The 18,598-nt window shown below is 62.8% G+C and carries 18 protein-coding genes, 1 tRNA gene and 2 pseudogenes; 11 read left to right on the top strand and 10 right to left on the bottom strand.

Annotation, left to right across the window (positions count from 1 at the left end):
- From EOB49_RS24995 to EOB49_RS24980, 4 genes are all read right to left on the bottom strand, one after another.
- A partial coding sequence (locus tag EOB49_RS24995) for a M81 family metallopeptidase (RefSeq protein ID WP_164781798.1) occupies nucleotides 1–1,388 on the bottom strand: 1,388 nt, incomplete at its 3' end.
- A gap of 24 nt (nucleotides 1,389–1,412) precedes the next feature.
- Nucleotides 1,413–2,237: a carbohydrate ABC transporter permease gene (locus EOB49_RS24990; RefSeq protein WP_013528984.1), complete on the bottom strand. Its 825-nt coding sequence runs from the start codon at nucleotides 2,235–2,237 to the stop codon at nucleotides 1,413–1,415.
- Nucleotides 2,234–3,103, bottom strand: a complete 870-nt coding sequence (locus EOB49_RS24985; protein WP_023811708.1) for a sugar ABC transporter permease — start codon at nucleotides 3,101–3,103, stop codon at nucleotides 2,234–2,236. The genes EOB49_RS24990 and EOB49_RS24985 overlap by 4 nt, the downstream gene beginning before the upstream one ends.
- 140 nt (nucleotides 3,104–3,243) lie before the next feature.
- On the bottom strand, nucleotides 3,244–4,476 hold the full coding sequence (locus tag EOB49_RS24980; protein ID WP_127382540.1) for a sugar ABC transporter substrate-binding protein: 1,233 nt from the start codon (nucleotides 4,474–4,476) through the stop codon (nucleotides 3,244–3,246).
- A 179-nt stretch (nucleotides 4,477–4,655) separates the two neighbouring features.
- Between EOB49_RS24980 and EOB49_RS24975 the strand changes: the two genes are divergently transcribed.
- The 3 genes from EOB49_RS24975 to EOB49_RS24965 are packed head-to-tail and all read left to right on the top strand — an operon-like array spanning nucleotide 4,656 to nucleotide 7,424.
- Nucleotides 4,656–5,462 carry an SDR family oxidoreductase gene (locus tag EOB49_RS24975; RefSeq protein ID WP_127382539.1) on the top strand — a complete coding sequence of 269 codons (807 nt, stop codon included), beginning with the start codon at nucleotides 4,656–4,658 and terminating at the stop codon, nucleotides 5,460–5,462.
- A 2-nt stretch (nucleotides 5,463–5,464) separates the two neighbouring features.
- Entirely contained in the window at nucleotides 5,465–6,532 is a 1,068-nt protein-coding gene (gene ugpC / locus EOB49_RS24970; protein WP_127382538.1) for a sn-glycerol-3-phosphate ABC transporter ATP-binding protein UgpC, read from the top strand.
- 10 nt (nucleotides 6,533–6,542) lie between these two features.
- Complete coding sequence (locus tag EOB49_RS24965; protein WP_127268067.1) at nucleotides 6,543–7,424, top strand: MurR/RpiR family transcriptional regulator; 882 nt, start codon at nucleotides 6,543–6,545, stop codon at nucleotides 7,422–7,424.
- A gap of 19 nt (nucleotides 7,425–7,443) precedes the next feature.
- Here EOB49_RS24965 and EOB49_RS24960 read toward each other — a convergent pair whose 3' ends face one another.
- Both EOB49_RS24960 and EOB49_RS24955 read right to left on the bottom strand, forming a co-directional pair.
- Nucleotides 7,444–7,761 (bottom strand): DUF167 family protein, encoded by a 318-nt coding sequence (locus tag EOB49_RS24960; RefSeq protein ID WP_127322139.1) that lies wholly within the window; start codon nucleotides 7,759–7,761, stop codon nucleotides 7,444–7,446.
- A gap of 13 nt (nucleotides 7,762–7,774) precedes the next feature.
- A complete protein-coding gene (locus EOB49_RS24955; protein WP_023811703.1) occupies nucleotides 7,775–8,065 on the bottom strand; it encodes a YggT family protein in 291 nt (96 codons plus the stop codon).
- A gap of 256 nt (nucleotides 8,066–8,321) precedes the next feature.
- On the opposite strand from EOB49_RS24955, the gene EOB49_RS24950 reads away from it, so the two are divergent.
- The 6 genes from EOB49_RS24950 (at nucleotide 8,322) to EOB49_RS24920 (ending at nucleotide 12,005) form a co-directional block, all read left to right on the top strand.
- Nucleotides 8,322–8,397, top strand: a tRNA-Ala gene (locus EOB49_RS24950).
- Between the two features lie 348 nt (nucleotides 8,398–8,745).
- Nucleotides 8,746–9,495, top strand: coding sequence for a helix-turn-helix transcriptional regulator (locus tag EOB49_RS24945; protein ID WP_127322138.1), 750 nt, complete (start codon nucleotides 8,746–8,748; stop codon nucleotides 9,493–9,495).
- 428 nt (nucleotides 9,496–9,923) lie between these two features.
- Nucleotides 9,924–10,988, top strand: coding sequence for a SagB/ThcOx family dehydrogenase (locus EOB49_RS24935; RefSeq protein WP_127382537.1), 1,065 nt, complete (start codon nucleotides 9,924–9,926; stop codon nucleotides 10,986–10,988).
- 68 nt (nucleotides 10,989–11,056) lie between these two features.
- Nucleotides 11,057–11,311, top strand: a complete 255-nt coding sequence (locus tag EOB49_RS24930; protein WP_127268063.1) for a hypothetical protein — start codon at nucleotides 11,057–11,059, stop codon at nucleotides 11,309–11,311.
- A gap of 4 nt (nucleotides 11,312–11,315) precedes the next feature.
- Nucleotides 11,316–11,576 (top strand): hypothetical protein, encoded by a 261-nt coding sequence (locus EOB49_RS24925; protein WP_127329798.1) that lies wholly within the window; start codon nucleotides 11,316–11,318, stop codon nucleotides 11,574–11,576.
- A 108-nt stretch (nucleotides 11,577–11,684) separates the two neighbouring features.
- A complete protein-coding gene (locus EOB49_RS24920; RefSeq protein ID WP_127322597.1) occupies nucleotides 11,685–12,005 on the top strand; it encodes a hypothetical protein in 321 nt (106 codons plus the stop codon).
- A gap of 150 nt (nucleotides 12,006–12,155) precedes the next feature.
- On the opposite strand, the gene EOB49_RS24915 is transcribed toward EOB49_RS24920, so the two are convergent.
- From EOB49_RS24915 to EOB49_RS24900, 4 genes and pseudogenes are all read right to left on the bottom strand, one after another.
- A complete protein-coding gene (locus EOB49_RS24915) occupies nucleotides 12,156–13,115 on the bottom strand; it encodes an energy transducer TonB (RefSeq protein ID WP_127382536.1) in 960 nt (319 codons plus the stop codon).
- Nucleotides 13,112–13,579: a TonB system transport protein ExbD gene (gene exbD / locus EOB49_RS24910; protein WP_127382535.1), complete on the bottom strand. Its 468-nt coding sequence runs from the start codon at nucleotides 13,577–13,579 to the stop codon at nucleotides 13,112–13,114. Before exbD ends, EOB49_RS24915 begins: the two co-directional genes overlap by 4 nt.
- A 4-nt stretch (nucleotides 13,580–13,583) precedes the next feature.
- A pseudogene (gene exbB / locus EOB49_RS24905) lies at nucleotides 13,584–14,472 on the bottom strand (tonB-system energizer ExbB).
- 58 nt (nucleotides 14,473–14,530) lie between these two features.
- Nucleotides 14,531–15,300: pseudogene (locus EOB49_RS24900) on the bottom strand (ATP-binding cassette domain-containing protein).
- Between the two features lie 179 nt (nucleotides 15,301–15,479).
- Here EOB49_RS24900 and EOB49_RS24895 point away from each other — a divergent pair.
- Both EOB49_RS24895 and EOB49_RS24890 read left to right on the top strand, forming a co-directional pair.
- Nucleotides 15,480–17,699, top strand: coding sequence for a TonB-dependent siderophore receptor (locus EOB49_RS24895; protein ID WP_127382534.1), 2,220 nt, complete (start codon nucleotides 15,480–15,482; stop codon nucleotides 17,697–17,699).
- Between the two features lie 25 nt (nucleotides 17,700–17,724).
- On the top strand, nucleotides 17,725–18,585 hold the full coding sequence (locus tag EOB49_RS24890) for an ABC transporter substrate-binding protein (protein WP_127272291.1): 861 nt from the start codon (nucleotides 17,725–17,727) through the stop codon (nucleotides 18,583–18,585).
- Nucleotides 18,586–18,598: the final 13 nt, after the last annotated feature.

The following is an 18,598-nucleotide window of genomic DNA, read 5'->3' as shown; positions in this document are numbered from 1 at the left end:
CTCGGCGCCGAGACATAGATGATCTCGGCGGCGATCGGCTCGAAGCCGGCGTAGAAATGGTTGGTCGACTTGATCAGCAGCATGTCCTTGGCCATCGGATCGACGCCGATGTTGGAAAAGATATCCGGCTCGAAGGTCTGTGTGCGGTTGGTGTTGAGAATGATGTCGACCTCGGTGCCTTCGAGGCGGACCAGCGCCGTTGGCCCGAGCGTCACGCGGCTTGGCCCGAAACTCTGCCAGCCCTCCGCAACCGCCTTCAGCACGCGCACGCGCGCATCGATCGGCTCGCCGGCCTGCGGCCCGGCCTTGCCGCCGAAGCGCAGGTCGATAACGGCGCTCTCGCCCGCCGCCAGGCAGAAGGTGACCGCGATCGGGTCCCAGATCGTCGCCACGGCGAACCTGTCCAGGCCACGCGCCAGCATCTGGCGCAGCACGAAGGTGCCGTCGCCGGGAACGCCGCCGCCGGGATTGTCCCAGATATCGGCGATGACCACCGGCCTGCCCGGATTCTTGGCGCGCACGGCCAAGGCCCGATCGATGCCGTCACGGGTGTTCAGCATCGTCATCGCCGTCTTTTCGCGCAGCGCATAGAGTTCCCGCCCGAGCCGTTCCGCCAGCGCGTCGCCCTTGGCCTTGTCATCGTCGGTGACGACCAGGATGCGCGTGCCCATCTCGGCCACGTCCGCCGCCATGAAGCCGTGGATGACGGAGACCGACAGCACGCCGTCCTTGCCGTGCAGCGCCTTGATCCGGTCGACGAAAGAGCGCATCGGCTCGCGGCTGGTCGGCAGCACCTGGATCATGCGGCAATCGAAGGTCGAGATGACCGGCTTGATCTCACCGCGCGCCGCTGCCAGGCCAAGCTCGACGACGTGTTCGCCGCGCTCGTAGAAATCGGTGTGCGGAAATTCGAGGAAGTAGGCGAGGATGTCGGAGGCCGCCACGCGCTTCGGTGTCAGATGGCTGTGCGGATCGAGTTCCACGGCGATCACCACCTGCGGCCCGACCATTGCGCGAACCCGTTCGAGCAGGTCGCCTTCGCAGTCGTCATAGCCTTGCGCCACCATGGCGCCATGTAGGCCGAGGATGACGGCATCGACCGGCAGCGCGGCCTCGAGCTGGCCAAGGATCTCGTCGCGCAGAGCCTCATAGGTCTGCCGCTGCACCAGGCCGCCCGGCTCCGCCCAGGTTGCGGTGCCCTCGATGACATCGAGGCCTTCGACCGCTGCCCGCCGGCGCAGCGCCACCATCGGCGAGGAGCACAGCGTCGGCGTGTCCGGATGTTTGCCGGGCCCGGCATAGAAGGCCATCTCGAACGAGGCCCTGTCGGTCGGCACCGGCGAGAAGGTGTTGGTTTCCGTCGCCAGCGAGGCGGTGAAAATGCGCATGAAAGCTCCGTCCGTGAATAGGCGCTATTTGACCGCCCCGAGCGCCAGCCCGCGAACGAGGTAGCGCTGCAGCCAGATGAACAGGATGGCCACCGGCAAGGTCGCCAGCAACGTCGCGGCCATGACGTGGTGCCATTCGATGGTGTAGCGGCCGGCGACCAGCGAAAACACCTGGATCGGCAGCGTGTAGCTTTCCTGGCTGCGCAGCATGGTGAGCGCCACGACGAATTCGTTCCAGGCGTTGATGAAGGTGAAGATCGCCGTCACCGCGATCGCCGGCAGGCACAGCGGCAGGAACACCTTGCGCAAGGTCAGCCAGCGGCCGGCGCCCTCCATCCAGGCAGCTTCCTCGAGATCGCGCGGAATGGTGTCGAAATAGCTCTGCAGCATCCACACGGTGAAGGCGACGTTGAAGGCCATGTAGATGAAGCCGAGCGCCGTCGTGCTCTCGACCAGGCCCCAGGCCGCCATCAGTCGGAACAGGCCAAGCACCAGCACGATCGGCGAGATCATCTGCGAAATCAGCAGGAACTGGCGCAAGGCGCCGTAGCCGGCAAAGCGGAAGCGCGACATCGCATAGGCCGCCGGAACCGAGATCAGGATGGCGCCAACGGTGGCGATCACAGACACGTAGAGCGAATTGAGCAGCGCCTGGCCGAAGCCGGTCGCCACCCACATGTCGGAAAAATTCGACCAGCGGAATTCGCTCGGCCACCAGGTCGGCGACAGCACTTCCTGCCTCGGCTTGACCGCGGTCAGGAACATCACCGCGAAGGGAAAGAGCGTCACCACGATCAGCGGCGCCAGCAGCAGCCAGGCGATGATGGAGCGCTTCAGCTTGCTCGTCATGTGCGTTGCTCCCGCATCGCCAGCCGCACATAGATCATGGTGAAGACCAGCAATATGGCGAACATCACCAGCGACACCGCCGATGCTTCGCCTAGCTTGCCGATGCGGAAGGCCAGCTTGTAGAGATGGGTGACCAGGATATCGGTCGAGTTGGCCGGGCCGCCCTGCGTCATCACCCAGATGATCGGGAAGGAATTGAAGACGTAGATGGTGTTGAGCACGATGGCGATGTTGATGAACGGTTTCAGGAGCGGAAAGGTGATTTCGCGGAACTGCTGCAGCGGCGTCGCCCCTTCGAGCGCCGCCGCCTCGTAGAGATCGTCCGGAATCGACGACAGCCCGCCGAGAAAGATCGTCGTCGTGAACGGCACCGTCACCAGGATACCGATCAGCACCTGCATCGGGAAAGCGGTCTCGGCGCTCGCCAGCCATTGGATGTTGTGATCGATGAGCCCGAGGCCGATCAGCGCCGAATTGAGCATGCCGCTTTCGCCGCTCAGCGCCCAGCGCCAGACAACCGCGGTCATGGTCAGCGATACCGCCCAGGGCAGCATGATGATGACGCGGGCGATGCCGCGGCCATAGAAATCGGTGTTGAGGATCATCGCCACCGGGATCGACAAGAGAAGCGCACCGCCGACCACCATCACCGTCCATTGGCCGGTGCGCCAGAGCGCGGCCGTGAAGTCGGGATCGGCAGCGAGTGCCGCGAAATTGGCGAAGTCGTTGAAGTCGCGAAGCTGGCCGAAGCGGCTGACCTCATGCGTCGAGATCTGGATCAGGTCCCAGACCGGCCAGAAGATGACCACCGCCGCCAGAAACAGGCTGGGCAAGGTCAGGAGATAGGGCAAGAAACGATTTTGCATCTGCTGGCCTGCAACCTCGGCGCGCTGGATCAGAAGGTTCTGCTTATGCGAATTTCGGATCCGCCGCACCGGGCCGGGAACCTAGGTGTGGCGCGCCCCGCCTGAGTCTGGGGCGCGCCACGGGCGCAGGGAGATACGCCCTATTTCTTCAGCACGGTGTTGGCCTTGGCGGCCGCGTCCTTCAAGCCCGCCTCAGGGTCGCCGCCGAGATAGATCTTCTGCATGGCGTCCGACGTGATCTGGGCGACTTCTTCCCAGCCCGGAATGACCGGCGCGAAGCGGGCGTCGGGCAGCAGCGCGGTGAACGCCGCCAGATCGGCATTGTTGACGTAGTAGTCCATCTTGGCCTCTTCCTTGTTCACCGGCAGGAAGCCTTCGCCTTGCGTGAACTTGGCGCGCTGTTCCGTGGTGAACAGGAAATCGAGCAGCTTCCAGGCTTCGTCCTTGTTCTTGGAGTTCTTGAACATGATGATGGAATCGGTCACGCCATAGGTGCCGCGCGCGCCGGTCGGGCCGGCGGGGATGGCTGCAACGCCGTATTTCAGGTTCGGCGCCTCGTCCTTGATCTGGTTGGACAGGAAGGGTGCGGTGATCATCATGCCGACCTTGCCCTGCTTGAACAGGTTCTGCACGTCTTCGCGGTTGTTGGAGGTGACGCCGGGTTCGGTCAGGCCTTCGTCGATCATCGACTTGTAGAGCTTGGCGGCCTCAAGCGCACCTGGCGTGCTCAGGCCCGAAGTGCCGTCCTTGTTGAGGATCTCGGTGCCCTGCGACCACATCGCATAATAGTAATAGACGTCGGTCTCGATCTCCTTGCCCTGCAGGCCGAAGCCGAACGTGCCCGACCCCAGCGCCTTGATCTTGCGCGCATCTTCCTGCAGCTCGGTCCAGGTTGCCGGTGGCTTGGCGATGCCGGCTTTCTCGAACAGCTCCTTGTTGTAGTACATGGCGCGCGCCGAGGCCGCGATCGGCAGGCCGTAGGTCTTGCCGTCCATGATCGAGGGCGACAGGAAGGTGTCGATGAAGCGGTCCTTGAAGTCGGGCTTGATGTAGCCGTCGAGCGGCTCGGCGACATCCTGCTGGACGAAGTCGATCAGCCAGCGCGTGCCGATGATCGACAGATCGGCATTGGTGCCGGCGGTGATGTCGGTGGTCAGCTTCTGCAGCAGCACATCCCACGGCACCACTTCGAACTTGACGGTAATGCCGGGGTTCGCCGCCTCGAATTCCTTCTTGACGTCGGCGAAATAGGGAGCAGTCTTGGCGCTGTACTCGGCCACGATGACGCGCACCTCGCCCGCATCCGCCTGCGCCGCAATTGCCAGCATGCTCATTCCGGCCATCAGGCCGACAGTCCATTTTGCAAGGCTCATTTGATCTCTCCCATTGGTGTTGCGCCTGCGCGCCTCTCCGTGCCGGAGCAGAAGATTTATGTGACTTTCCTACATTATCGATGATTTGAAGGCTTGCAAGCGGATTATTGTGTTGCTTAATTACATTTACAGGCCTAGGCCTTATGCGATCTGTCAGAACTCCCGGAGGATGACGCACGGTGGTTTCGCAATCCGAGTTCGAGGGCAGGGCCGAGTTCGAAGGCAGGGCCGAGTTCGAGGGCAAGACCGTCGTGGTGACGGGGGCCGGCGGCGGTCTCGGCACGGCCATCGTGGCGCTGATGGCGCAAAGAGGCGCCAGGGTCGTCGGTTGCGATCAGTCGAGCGAGGCGCTGAACAGTCCGCACCTTGCCTCCCGCCATGTCTTCGATCTTCTCGACAAGGCATCGATAGCGACGGCGATCGGCGCGATCCTCGACCGGGATGGTGTGCCCGACATTCTCATCAACAATGCCGGCTGGACGCGTGCCGAGACGATTTCGGCGCTCGATCCCGACAGAATAGAGCAGGAACTCGAGCTCAACCTGACTGGCGTGATGAATTTCGCCGACCCGCTGGTCAAGGCGATGGCTGGCCGCGGCTCGGGCAGCGTCGTCTTCATCTCCTCGGTCAACGCCATCGCGCATTTCGGCAATCCGGCCTATGCCGCCGCCAAGGCCGGCATCAACGCCTATGCCAAGGCGATCGCCGTCGAGCTCGGCCGCAGCGGCCTGCGCGCCAATGTCGTCTGCCCCGGATCGATCCGCACCGCCGCCTGGGACCACCGCCTTGCCAAGGATCCCGAAATCCTCGGCAAATTGCAGCGGCTCTATCCGCTCGGCCGCATCGTCAACGCCGCGGAAGTGGCGGAAGCTGTCGCCTTCCTTGCGTCCGATCGCGCATCGGGAATAACAGGCGTGGTGATGCCCGTGGACGCGGGACTGACCGCCGGCTGCCTGCCCTTCATCGACGACATCCTGGGAGCGTGACAATGACCGATGTCGAGTTTCGCGATCTGTCGAAATCCTTCGGCCAGCACAAGATCCTCGAGAACATCAGCCTCGATATCAAGAGCGGCGAGTTCGTCGTCCTCGTCGGCCCGTCCGGCTGCGGCAAGTCGACCTTGCTGCGCATGCTGGCCGGCCTGGAGACGATCACCTCCGGCGACCTGTTGATTGGCGGCGTGCGGGCCAACGCGCTGCCGCCACAGCAGCGCAACATCGCCATGGTGTTCCAGTCCTATGCGCTGTTTCCGCATCTGAAGGCAGCTGACAATATCGGCTTTGGCCCGAAGATCCGCGGCGAGACGCGCACGGTGATCGATGAGAAGGTCAAGAAAGCGTCCGGCGTCCTCAATCTCTTCTCCTATCTCGACCGCTATCCCCGCCAGCTATCGGGCGGCCAGCGCCAGCGCGTCGCCATGGGCCGCGCCATCGTGCGCGAGCCGTCGGTGTTCCTGTTCGACGAGCCGCTGTCCAACCTCGACGCGCAATTGCGCGTGCAGATGCGCGTCGAGATCAAGGCGCTGCACCAGCGGCTGAAATCGACGATCGTCTACGTCACCCACGACCAGATCGAGGCCATGACGATGGCCGACCGCATCGTCGTGATGGACCGCGGCAGAATCCAGCAGGTCGGGGCGCCGCTGGAACTCTATGACAGGCCTGCCAACAAGTTCGTCGCCTCCTTCCTCGGCTCGCCGTCGATGAGCTTTGTGTCCGGTTCGCTCAAGACGGCGCTTGAGAAAACCTGGTTCGAATCGGCCGGTGGCGGGCGGCTTGCGCTTGCCGGCAAACAGGTGCCGGCGGACAGCGCGGTGGAGGCTGGCATCCGGCCCGAGCATTTTGTCATCGGCGAGGCTGTCGACGCGATGGCGATCAGGGTGGATGTCGTCGAGCCCACCGGCTCCGAAACACATGTCTATGGCGCTATCGGTGCTGATACGGTACGCGCCGTGTTCCGCGACAGGGTGCCGGTCAGGCCGGGAGACCTGCTGCCGGTCTCGGTCGACCCCGGCAACATCCATCTGTTCGACAAGGCAACGGGCCTGCCTCTATGAGAATAGCAGCATGAAGACGCCGGCCGACATCATCACGCGGCTGCAGCTGATGTCGCAGGACGGAACGAAGTCGGATCGCAAGCTGGCCGGCTTCGTGCTGGCAGACCTCGATTTCGTTTCCAAAGCGGCGATTTCGGAAATTGCCTTGCGCGTCGGTGTCAGCGAGCCGACGGTGACGCGGTTCTGCCGCAACCTCGGCTGCGAGGGCCTGCGCGACTTCAAATTCTATCTGGCGCAAGCCATCGCCATCGGCGGCCAGTATCTGTCGCCGGAGCCGTTGAGCCGCGATGCCCGCGAACAGCGCATCGCTTCCGCCATCACCGAAGCGGCGATATCGGCCATCCAGCGCGCCAGCGAAAACCTCGACATGACGACGCTGGTCGCCGTCGCCGCACGCATCGCTGTTTCCGGTAATGTGCTGTGCATCGGCTCCGGTGGCATTTCGTCCATGATGGCGACCGAAATGCAGAACCGGCTGTTCAGGCTTGGCGTGTCGGTGCTGGCGCAGATCGACGGACAGTTGCAACGCATGTACGCCGCCGTTGCCACCCCCGACACCACGCTGATCGCCTTCTCCGTCTCCGGCTATGCCAGATCGGTCATCGATGCGGTGCAGGTCGCCCAGCAATATGGCGCCACCACGATCGCCATCACCCCGCCGGACTCCGCACTCGCCAAGGTCGCCGACACGGTCATCCATTTCCAGTCGCTCGAGGATGGCAATATCTACAAGCCGACATCGTCTCGCTATGCGCTGCTGTCGATCGTCGACATGATCGTCACCTCGGTCGCCGAGACGCGCGGACCAAGGGTTTTGGAGAATCTGCGCCGCATCAAGCAGAGCGTGAACACGTTGAAAGTCGACGATCCGCGTTTGCCATTGGGCGATTGAGCCCCTGCGGCCAAGGACATCAGGACTGGCGGCCGAGCGCCTCGATGCTTTTCGCCAATTTCGCCGGATCGCCTTCAATGCGCACGGTCTTCAGTCGCGCGGTGCCGCCGGCGACAACCGAGACAGCGGACCCGGGCACGCCCAGAGCCTTGGCCAGCAGCTTTTCGAGCGCATGATTGGCGGCGCCGTTTTCCGGCACGGCGCGGACACGCGCTTTCAGATGGCTTCGCCCGTCCGCCGTGGTCTCGAAACCTTCGAGCCTGTCCAGCGCAGCCTTTGGCGTCAGCCGGACAAACAGCTCGGCGCCGTTTTCGCGAAGGCGAAACGGCGTGCTCATAAGGTCATCCTGCTCACAGGATCAGAGGCGCCACCGTGGTGAGCAGAAACTGCCGCAGGAAGAACAGGATCAGAAGCAGGATGATCGGCGAGATGTCGATGCCGCCAAGGTCCGGCATGAAGCGGCGGATAGGCCGCAACGCCGGCTCGGTCAGCCGGTAGAGCATGTTGCCGATGCTGCCGACGAACTGGTTCTTCGAATTGACGACGTTGAAGGCGTAGAGCCAGGAAAAGATCGCCGAGGCGATGATGATCCACCAGTAGAGGTCAAGCGCCATGACGATTGTTTGAATGAGGGCGAGCATGCCGGTCTCCAATTGTTGCCGACATGTAGCCATTGCACGCGAAACCGGCAAGGGCCGCCTTTCTGTGGAGCGCCAATACCGGCCCGGTCGGACTGTAGGGCATGTCGCCGACACCCCAACGAAGGCGCGAATACACAAAACCGGCAAGGGCCGCTTTCCGCCGGCGCCAGATCGACGCTTGACGGCACTGGATTTCGGCAAACCTCCGCCTTGACAGGAAACCGCGGCGCCCGATAAATGCGCCCATCCGCTGGACGGGGCTGTAGCTCAGCTGGGAGAGCGCGTCGTTCGCAATGACGAGGTCAGGAGTTCGATCCTCCTCAGCTCCACCAGCGGAATAATTCTCCACGCTGCGCGCCAGATGCCCATCTCTGCGCCACATGCAGTCCGCGACGCTCGTCCCGGCTTGCCCCCGCGGTTGGCATTTGCTGTGCCAGCGCACCTTAAAAGGCCGCGCTACATCGCCTATTTCGCGATATCCGGCAAAACTTTTGTCAATTGGACTTATGGCGGAAGAGCTCGCTGATTGTTTCCGTTTTTTTTGGAAACCACCCCACTAAATTGACGTTACCAAATCAGTTTTTTCTGTGCGTTGTGACCAGGGCGTTTCGGCGGGGGCGACCGGAGACGCTATATCGATTTCGAGTCGAAATGAAAAATCCGCCTGCGGAAGCAAAGACGTGTCAATTCGCGACAATCTCGCTGCAAACCTTAGACGGCTGTGCAAGGACCATGCCTCCGTAAGTGCGGTATGCCGTGAGCTGCGCATCAATCGCACGCAGTTCGAACGCTATCTGCAAGGGCAGACCGTTCCCAACAAAGCTACCGCCAAGCTGATATGCGATTACTTTCGGATCGACGAAGCCGAACTGTACCAGGATCCCGGCGCACCCGAGCCGGCGATGCGTGGCCTGCCGCCGGTTTCCGAGAGCCTGTTCATCCAGATGATCCGCCCTCCCAGTCCTTCGATCGCAGGCGGCACCTATTTCACCTATTTCTCGATCCCGGGCCGCCTCGACCTCCTGATGCGCTCGGTGACCTTCGTGAGGCGCGAAGCCGAACTGGTCACCTTCCGAAGGGTCACCGGATGGTCGGAGCGCCGGGGATCGACCTGGGCACGAGCGCGTGGCAATCACTATGGCGTGGCGATCTCGCGGCTGAACTGGATCTATTTCAGCGGCATCAATCGCCGCCAGACCGGGGAGCCGTCGCTGATCTCCGTGCAATGGGCTCCCATCTCCGAACCGGTGCTGATGGGCAAGGCCATGCTTCTGACGGAGGCCGGCCCGGCATTCGTGTCCGTCATCATGCGGCGCGACATTGCCAACATCCACCCAAGGGATGCCATCAGCATGGCGCATGTCATCAATCTCGACGATCCGGGCGTCGATCAACTGGTTGTCAGCCTCACCCGGGACGGGTTGGGCTAACCCCTCGGATCGCCGTGTCTTACGCCAAATAAGAATAAGCGTACGCCAATTAAGCGTATGCCAACGATTGTCTACTCTGTATCTGAATAAAATCGATATTTTACACTTTAATGCCAGGAAAGATAATCCACGGGTCCGTCTTAGGCTCGTGGTTTTACTATAATTTTAACAAACCATTAACTCTTCCGACCTTACCTTTCTTCACGCGGATCCCGTTCCGGGGGTCTTTCAACGGATCCCAAATTGGGGTCAGGAAAGGGATGAAAATGGCCAAGAAAGTGACCAATGCTCCGAAGCTGACGATTGCCGCCGGCACGCAGACCGTCTTCTTTTCGCAGGGCATGCACTACAACAAGCGCTGAAGCCGTTCTGCGCCGACGAGCGTCTTGCTTGTCGGCGCCTCGGCTCCACAGATGGCAACCAGCTTCATGAAAATGCGCTCTTCGAAAACGCTTGTTTTCTACCCCGGACCGAACAAGGTCACGGCATGCAACTTCCTGACCAGAAGCGTGTTTGAATGCAGTCCTGAGATGGTCGGCCTGCTCGCTTCGTGGGACAAATGGGCATCGACGGCGGACATTGCCCGCGCCCATGGATGGTCGGAGTCCGAGTTGAAGGCTGTCGTTCCCCAGTTGCTCGATTTCTCCGCGCTGGTCACAGCCGGATCGCCTCTCGCCGAGCAGGAGGAACAGTTTTCAGGACAATGGAGTTGGGGGCTTCCGACGGCGCTGATGCATTTCTGCGTCCAGGACAGCGAATACATGACCATCGAGCAAGCGGAAGAGCGGCAGATAGAACGCGCCGGCCATACGCCGCAGCCGAACCTCATGCTCAAGAATTCCGCAGGCGCCATCCAGCTGCCTAATGCACTGGAAGACAATGAACTTCTCAGCTTGATGGCGCGGCGCCGCACCAACCGCACGGCGGCTCAGCCCACCATCACGGCCAAACAGCTTTCCGATTGCCTGTTCGCAGGGCTCGGCATCATCGGCGAGACCGCCAATTGCGTTGGCACCCTGCCGCTCGGCATGACCCCTTCAGGCGGCGCGCGAAATCCCTATGAGGCCTATGTGGTCGCGCTCGGCGTCGATGGCCTCGAACCCGGTGTCTATCACTATTCCGCCGCGGATCACGACCTTGGCAGGATTTCCGCAAACCATCTGCCGAAGATCTCCGAACTGGTCGGCGGACAGGAGTGGGCCGACGCCATGCCGTGCCTGGTCCTGCTTTGCGCCAAGCTCGATCGCACGATGTGGAAATATGAGGACGCCAATGCTTATCGTGTCGTGCTGATCGAGGCCGGCCATATCGGCCAGAACATCATGCTGGCAGCGACCAATCATGGCCTGTCGGCGTGTCCGACAGCCGCGCTCAGCCATTCCGCCATCAAGCGGCTGCTTGGTCTCGACAGTTTCACCGACGCACCGATCTATGCCTTGACCCTCTCGACGCCGGAAAGAGATCCGTCCACGGCGGGCCAGTCCATCAATTAGTCGACCAACTATGTGCATCACAGCCAGTAACGCGTTCCCCAGGGTATAACCAGAGACAGGAGCAGCACGTGCCAAATCAATCCTTACGCCAGTCGGAAATCGATAGCCTTCAATATATTTCGTCGATGACCAATGAGCTCGTGCAGATGGCCGAAGCAAGCCGTTTTCCGATGATCTCCTATCTGCTGGGCATGGCCTATGCAGAGGCCTTCGACGTTCTTCGCGGCGCACGGCCGGCCAGGCATGCGCAGCTCAGCGGCAACCCGCTGCACCCCAAGGCGCAGGCAAAGGACACTCGGGCCGCCCAGCCACGGAGAGCGTAGCGACATGCAATCGTCAGCCGCATGCGCGGTGGCCGGCTCGACCTCCCGGCCAAACCGCTGGGAGACGCTGTGCGCGTTGCAAAGCCTGCTGCCGTTGCTGAAGAAGGCCGCGACGGACCTGCGCCGCGCCGACATGGTCTACTGGTTCGAGCAGGCCGACGCCGAGGTCGCCAACATCATCAGGGGCCACCCCTCCGATGCAACCGCAATCCCGGCCCTGATTGCATCCTGCCCGCAGGACCGGCATCCGGTCGCTCAAGCTTGATGCCAAACGCGACGCGTTCATTGGCGCCGCTGAAAATGCTCTGATCACCAGTTTTTCAATTTCAGACGGGAACCTATTGCGCGTCTGGAATGCCCAGGGGACCTGCACATGAACATGATAGCCAACATCAGAAGCGTCGATGCCAGGGAAAGCGTTTTCAGCCGGCTCGACGTCTTGATCGCCAGGCGGCCGCCATCGCCTGACGCCGCGCGGGTCGAGGCCCGCCAACTCGTCTCGATGGCGATTGCCGACAGCTGCCAGGCCGACAGTCTCTGGGGTACAGTGGACGCTTTCCACGCCCATTTCGACTTCATGATGCAGACCATCGAGATCAACGGCGCCGATGACCCGGGCCTCGGGCCCTTGCGCACGAAATGCCGTTTCTATCTCGAACAGGTCGAGGCCCTGAGCCTGTCACTGGCCTATTGACAGGCCGGCCCGAACAAATTCGGTCCTAGAGCAATTCCAGGAAAAGTGTGAAACGGTTTTCCCGGGAAAACGCAGAGCGTTTTCCCTTGGGAATTGCGTCAAACCAAAGAATTAGAGCAGTTAGCCGTTTCCGTGAAACGGTGAACTGCTCTAGTTGCGCAGGCTGAACACGAACGGCGCTGTACGGCTCAGACGCGAGCCGAGTTCCGGTGGCGGTTTCGGCACCGTGGCGCCTTGCAGCACGGCGAGCGCCGCACGGTCCAGATCCGCATCCCCCGAGGAACGAGAGAGCCTGGCAGACAGGACCCGGCCGGACGAGTCGACCGTGAATGCGACATACGGCCTGCCTTCCACGCGTCGGGCCTTGGCAGAGCTGGGATAGCGCGTGTGCCGCTTGATCCAGGCGCCCAGACGGGAGTCCCATTTGCTGGAGTCGCCGGAGCGAGACGTCGATTCCGCCGCCTTCGGCGCGGCGGTCCTGGCCGCGGGCCGTGCGTCGGCGCTGGCCACGGTTGCCGTCTTCGGCGGAGCCGCCTTCTCCTTCTTAGGCCGCGGCTTGGCCTTCTCGACAGGCTTTTTCGCCTTGGCCGCGACCGGTTTCTTGTCTTTGACAATTTCGACCGGTTTCGGCTGCGGCAAGGGAATGACGACGTCGGGCGTGACAGCCTCGACCACATCCGGAATGACCTCATCCGGCGGCGGCTGATCGACCTGTTCAGCCATTTCGGCCTGGGTAGGTTCGGTCCGGGTGGCTTCGGTCTCGTCTGGCGCGACCGCTTCCGGCGGCTCGACAACCGGCTCCGCCTTTTCGACCGGTTCTTCAGGTGTCGGCTCGGTCGTCGGTGTCGGTTCGGTCTGATCTGGCGTCACCGCGTCCAGCGCGGCGACCTGCTCTTCCACGGCCGGCATCACCACCATCGGTGCCATCTCGATCATCTGCGCGGGGGGTGGACCGCCATCCACTTCGGTGACCATTGTGAGGTTCTGCACTGCGTAGGCGACCGCGACATGGGCTCCAAGGACCAGCGCGGCAGCACCGGCCCACAAGCCAAGGTCGCGCCAACCGAAGCGCGACAGCTGGACCGAGGGCACGGCGACCGCTTGCGTCATGGCGCCGCCGCACCAGTGGCTGCGGGCGCCGGGGCATTGGACGCGGGAGCCGTCTCCAGGCCGACCAGCGCGATCTTCAGATAGCCGGCACCGCGCAATAGATTCATCGCCTCCATCAGGTCGCCATAGGCGACCGCCTTGTCGGCGCGCAGGAAGATGCGCGTCTGCTTGTCGCCCTTGGTCTTGGCGTCCAGCGTCGTGGCGAAAGCCGGGCGCGGCACGCTGTCATTGCCGATCGCCAGCGTCAGATCGTCCTTCAGCGTCAGGAACAGCGGTGTCTCGGGCCTCGGCGCGGGCGTTGCCGTCGAACCAGGCAGGTCGACATTGACATCCACCGTGGCCAGCGGCGCCGCGACCATGAAGATGATCAAGAGCACCAGGATGACATCGATGAACGGGGTGACGTTGATCTCGTGGCTTTCCTCGAGATCGTCATCCATGGTCTGTCGGATTCTGCTTCCCATGGCGCTACTCCGCCGCCAGTGGCGTTGCCGGAGCGACGGTGCGGAAGTCCAGGTCGCGGCTGACCAGCCGTTCGACCCCGGCCGAGGCATCGGCGAGGATCTGCCGATATCCGGCTATCGAGCGGGCAAAGACGTTGTAGATGACGACGGCCGGTATCGCCGCGACCAGGCCCATCGCGGTGGCCAGCAGCGCCTCGGCGATGCCCGGCGCGACCACTGCGAGATTGGTGGTCTGCGCCTGCGAGATGCCGATGAAGGCGTTCATGATGCCCCAGACAGTGCCGAACAGGCCGACGAAGGGCGCGGTCGAGCCGATCGTCGCCAGCACGCCGGTGCCGCGCGACATGCGCCGCGCCGCCGCCGCCTCGATGCGCGACAGGCGCGACGTGACCCGTTCCTTGAGGCCATCGCCCGAGACATGATCGAGCGCGCCGGCCGAGAGTGCGGTCTCCTCCTCGGCCGCCCGCACCAGCAGCGCGCCGGGACCGCCGCTGCGGTCAAGGGTACTGCTGGCCTGCTTCAGCGTGGCGGCCTCGCCGATCGCCCGCACGGCGCGACGAATGCCCAGCTTGCCACTGAGAAGCTCCAGCGACTTGGCCAGCCATATCGTCCAGGTGACGAGGGAGGCAAAGGCCAGCCCGATCATCACCGCTTTGACGACAATGTCGGCCGCCATGAACATGCCCCATGGCGACAGGTCATGCGGCAAGGTCAACTCCATCGCCGTCGAAGGTCCGGCCTCTGACGGCGCGGCCGTGTTCGGCTGGGTGCCCAGCCGGGGTGGGGGATTCGACCGCCGGCGCGGCACCGGCGGGTTGCTCCTGGGCCATCGCACTGCCGGCCGACAGGATGACGGATGCGACCAATGCCGCCAACAAACCAGTTCTCGACAACAGCTTCTTCCTTGTTCTCACAGCGGCCTGCCGCCTTCTATTTCCGGCCGCCGCATTGTCACTGCACATAGCCGACAGGCTGGCCGGTGACGGGGTGTGCGAACACGCCCATCTCCACACCGAAAATGCCTTTCAGCACATCGCTGCGCATGATTTCGCCTGGCGTGCCGCGCGTCAGCAGCTTGCCGTCCTTGAGCGCGATCAGTTCGTCGCAGTAGCGCGCCGCCATGTTGGGATCGTGCAGCACGACGACGACACATAGGTCGCGTTTGCGGCTGAGCTCCTTGACCAGCCCGAGCACCTCGACCTGATGGGCGATGTCGAGTGCATGACGCCGGCGTTCTGCGCCACCAGCATGGCGAGCCAGGCGCGTTGGCGCTCGCCGCCCGACAATTCGTCCACCAGCCGGTCGGCAAAACCCTCCATATCGGTCAGGGCCAGCGCCTCCTCGACATGCTGCCTGTCCTCGGCGCGGAAACGGCCAAGCGCGCCATGCCAGGGATAGCGCCCGAGCGTCGCCAGTTCGCGCACGGTCAGGCCGGTCGCCGCGGGCGTCGTCTGCGGCAGATAGGCAAGCGCGCGGGCAAATTCGCGGGCACCCCATTGCGGCAACGGACGTCTGGCGAAAGTGATGGCGCCTGAACTCGTCGGCTGCTGGCGCGCCATGAGCTTGATAAGCGTCGACTTGCCCGAACCATTGTGGCCGATCAGCCCATAGACGCGCGAGCGCTCCAGTTCGAGCGAGACCGGACCGAGCAGCGTCCGCTCGCCGACGGCAAAGCGCACGGCGTCGATATGGAAGGCAGTCTGGGCATCAATTCCAGCCATGCTCATGGCTTTTCTCCAGTGCGGCCGCCCGCATTTCCAGATTCCGGCATTTCGACGGTCTTGTCCGGTTGACTATGAAACATGACCTTACTAGTCAACATTGAAGATGACTACAACGATCAACAAATCGTCGCGACCGGCAATATCGGCACGGAATTTGGAAACAGGAGGCGCACCGGATGATTTCAGGACATGGACCGATCTGGCAGAACCGGATAGCGCGCAAGCGCCTGCTGATCGCAACGGTGTCGCTGCCGGCCCTGCTTGGCTGCGGCCATGCACTGGCCCAGGAGACGGTCACCACCACCCTAGACCCGATCAACGTCCAGGAACGAGTCGAAAGCGCTTTCGGGCCGGTCAAGGGCTACGTTGCCACAAAGGGCTCCACCGGCACCAAGACCGACACGCCGCTGATCGAGACGCCGCAATCGATATCGGTCATCACCAGGGACCAGATGGAAGCGCAAGCCGTCGACAGCCTGAACAGCGCGTTGCGCTACACACCCGGCGCCACCGGCAATCTCTACGGCACCGACAATCGCGGCCTCGGCCTGCAGTTGCGCGGCATTTCGAACGCCAGCGGCGTCTTCTACAGGGACGGGCTGCAGCTCAAGGAGAGCAATTTCACCCTGTTCACCGCACTCGATTCCTATGGCGCGGAACGCTACGAGGTGCTGCGCGGACCGGCATCGGTGCTTTATGGCCAAGCAAGCCCCGGCGGCATCATCAACTATGTCAGCAAACGGCCAACCGAGGAAAACCTGCGCGAGGTCGAATTCGGTGGTGGCAGCTTCAACCGCTATGAAGGCAAGTTCGATTTCAGCGGTGCCGTGAACGCCGACAAGTCGCTGCTGTTTCGTCTCACCGGCGCAGCTCACATGGGCGACACGCAGATCGATTTCGTCAAGGACGACCGCATCTTCATCGCCCCGGCGATCACCTGGCAGCCCGATGCCGACACCAGCCTGACCATCCTCGCCAACTACCAGCGCGACCGCTCCGGATGGGCGATGCAATATCTGCCGGCATACGGCACGATCACGCCGGGCAAGGATGGCAAGTTCTTGCCCAACGGCATGTTCGTCGGTGAGCCCGGCTTCGACGGCTACAACAACGACCAGGCGTCGATCGGCTACGAATTCGATCATCGTTTCAACGAGACCTGGCAGGTCCGCCAGCATGCCCGCTACGTCCATCTCACCCATACCGAGGAGGGCGTCTTCGGCGGCGGACTGACGGACTCGAACGGCCTGGAACCTTCAAGCGGCGACTACTACCGTTATGCAGATGCCGGCGGCACCAAACTCAGCGGCGTCACCATCGACAACCAGGCACAAGCCGATTTCGACACCGGGCCGCTTGCCCACACGCTGCTCGTCGGCCTCGACTACAAACGCTATACTTACCGCGACTATGCCTCGGAAGGGACCGTCGAGGACGGTTTCAACATCTTCGATCCGGTTTACGGGTACCCGATCACCGATCTGACGCCCTACACCGATACCGACACCACCCAGCAGCAAGTCGGTCTCTATGCGCAGGACCAGGTAAAGCTCGGCAACTGGCGGCTGACCCTTGGCGGCCGCCAGGATTGGTCGGACGCCAAGGTCTACGACAATCTGGCCGGCGGCTACATTCCCGAGCAGAAGGACAACGCCTTCACCAGCCGGGCGGGGCTCGTCTATCTCGCCGACAACGGGCTTGCGCCCTATGTCAGCTACTCCGAATCGTTCCAGCCCGTGGCCGGCGCCGACAGCGACGGCAATCTGTTCGTGCCCGAGACCGGCAGGCAGTACGAGATCGGGCTGAAATACCAGCCGACCGGGTGGAATTCCTTCATTACGGCATCGGTTTTCGACCTGACCCGACAGAATGTCGTGCGCTATGGCAATGAGGGCCGGCCCGACGACATGTTCCAGACCGGCAAGATCCGCTCGCGCGGCGTCGAACTCGAGGCCGTTGCCAGCCTCGATTCCGGCTTCGACCTGAGAGCGGCCTACACCTATCTCGACACCAGGATCACCAAGGCGACTTCTGTTGTTGATGATAATGGGAGTTCGATCAGCAATGAAGGCAATACGCCCTTCGGCGTGCCGGCCCATTCCGCATCGCTCTGGGCCAATTACACCTTCATGAGCGGCAAGCTCGAAGGTCTCGGCCTGGGTGCCGGCGTCCGCTATGTCGGCTCGACCTATGGCGACGACGCCAACAGCTTCAAGGTTCCGTCCGTCGTGCTCGCCGACGCGGCGGTGCATTACGCCTGGCAGAACGCCACGCTCAGCCTCAATGCCAGCAATCTGTTCGACAAACGCTATGTCGCCTCCTGCTTCTCCTCGGGCTTCGGCTGCTTCTACGGCGAGGGCCGCAGGATCAACGGTTCGGTGAAATACACATGGTAGAAGCAAGGTGGCCGGCCGGCCCAAAATGGCGGCGCTGACACGGCGCCAGTATCTTGCCGGCCTCGCCGCGACCGGCCTCGCTTTGCCGGGCGGCATGGCACGCGCGGCACCTGCCCGCGTCGTCTGCCTGGAATGGACATCGGCCGAACTGGTGGTCTCGCTCGGCCTGTCGCCGCTCGCCGTCGGCGACACCAGGGGTTACGGCGACTGGGTGCAGGGCCCGGCGCTGCCGCAGGCCACCATCGACCTGGGATCGCGCAGCGAGCCCAATATCGAACTGCTTCGGGAATTGCGGCCCGACCTGATCGTCGGCGCCTATGGCTATGGCTTGGACGAGAACAGCTTCACCAGATTGGCGCCGACCTTCAACGTGCCGTTCTACAGCGGCAAGGCTCCACCTTACGCGCAGGCGCAACAGGTGACGCTGCAGCTTGGCGACATGCTTGGCCGCAGGACGGAAGCAGAAAACCTTGTCGGGCGCACCGAAGCCTCGATCGCCCAAGCGCGTGCCAGGCTGGAGCGGGCGGTGCAAAAACCGGTCTGCGTCGTCAGCATGTTCGACGATCGCCATGTCCGCGTCTACGGCGCCGGCAGCCTGCTGCAGGATGTCCTCGACCGGCTCGGCCTCGTCAACGCCTGGACCGGCGCCACCAATGAATGGGGTTTTTCGACGGTCGGCATCGAGGAACTGGTCGCCGTAGGCGAGGCGCAACTGATCTCGCTCGATCCGATCCCACCGCACGTCAGGATCAGGATTGCCCGCAGCTCGCTCTGGGCCAATCTGCCCTGCGTCCGGAACGGCCAAGTGCGGACCATTCCGCCGGTCTGGCCGTTCGGCGGTCTCACTGCTGCCGCGCGTTTCGCCGAATTCGTGGCAGCGGCATGATCGCTCAGGCAAT

Source organism: Mesorhizobium sp. M7A.F.Ca.MR.148.00.0.0 (assembly GCF_003997735.1).
Classification (GTDB): domain Bacteria; phylum Pseudomonadota; class Alphaproteobacteria; order Rhizobiales; family Rhizobiaceae; genus Mesorhizobium.
The sequence above is the reverse complement of the archived record's forward strand: the minus strand, read 5'-3'. Positions and strand labels throughout refer to the sequence as shown.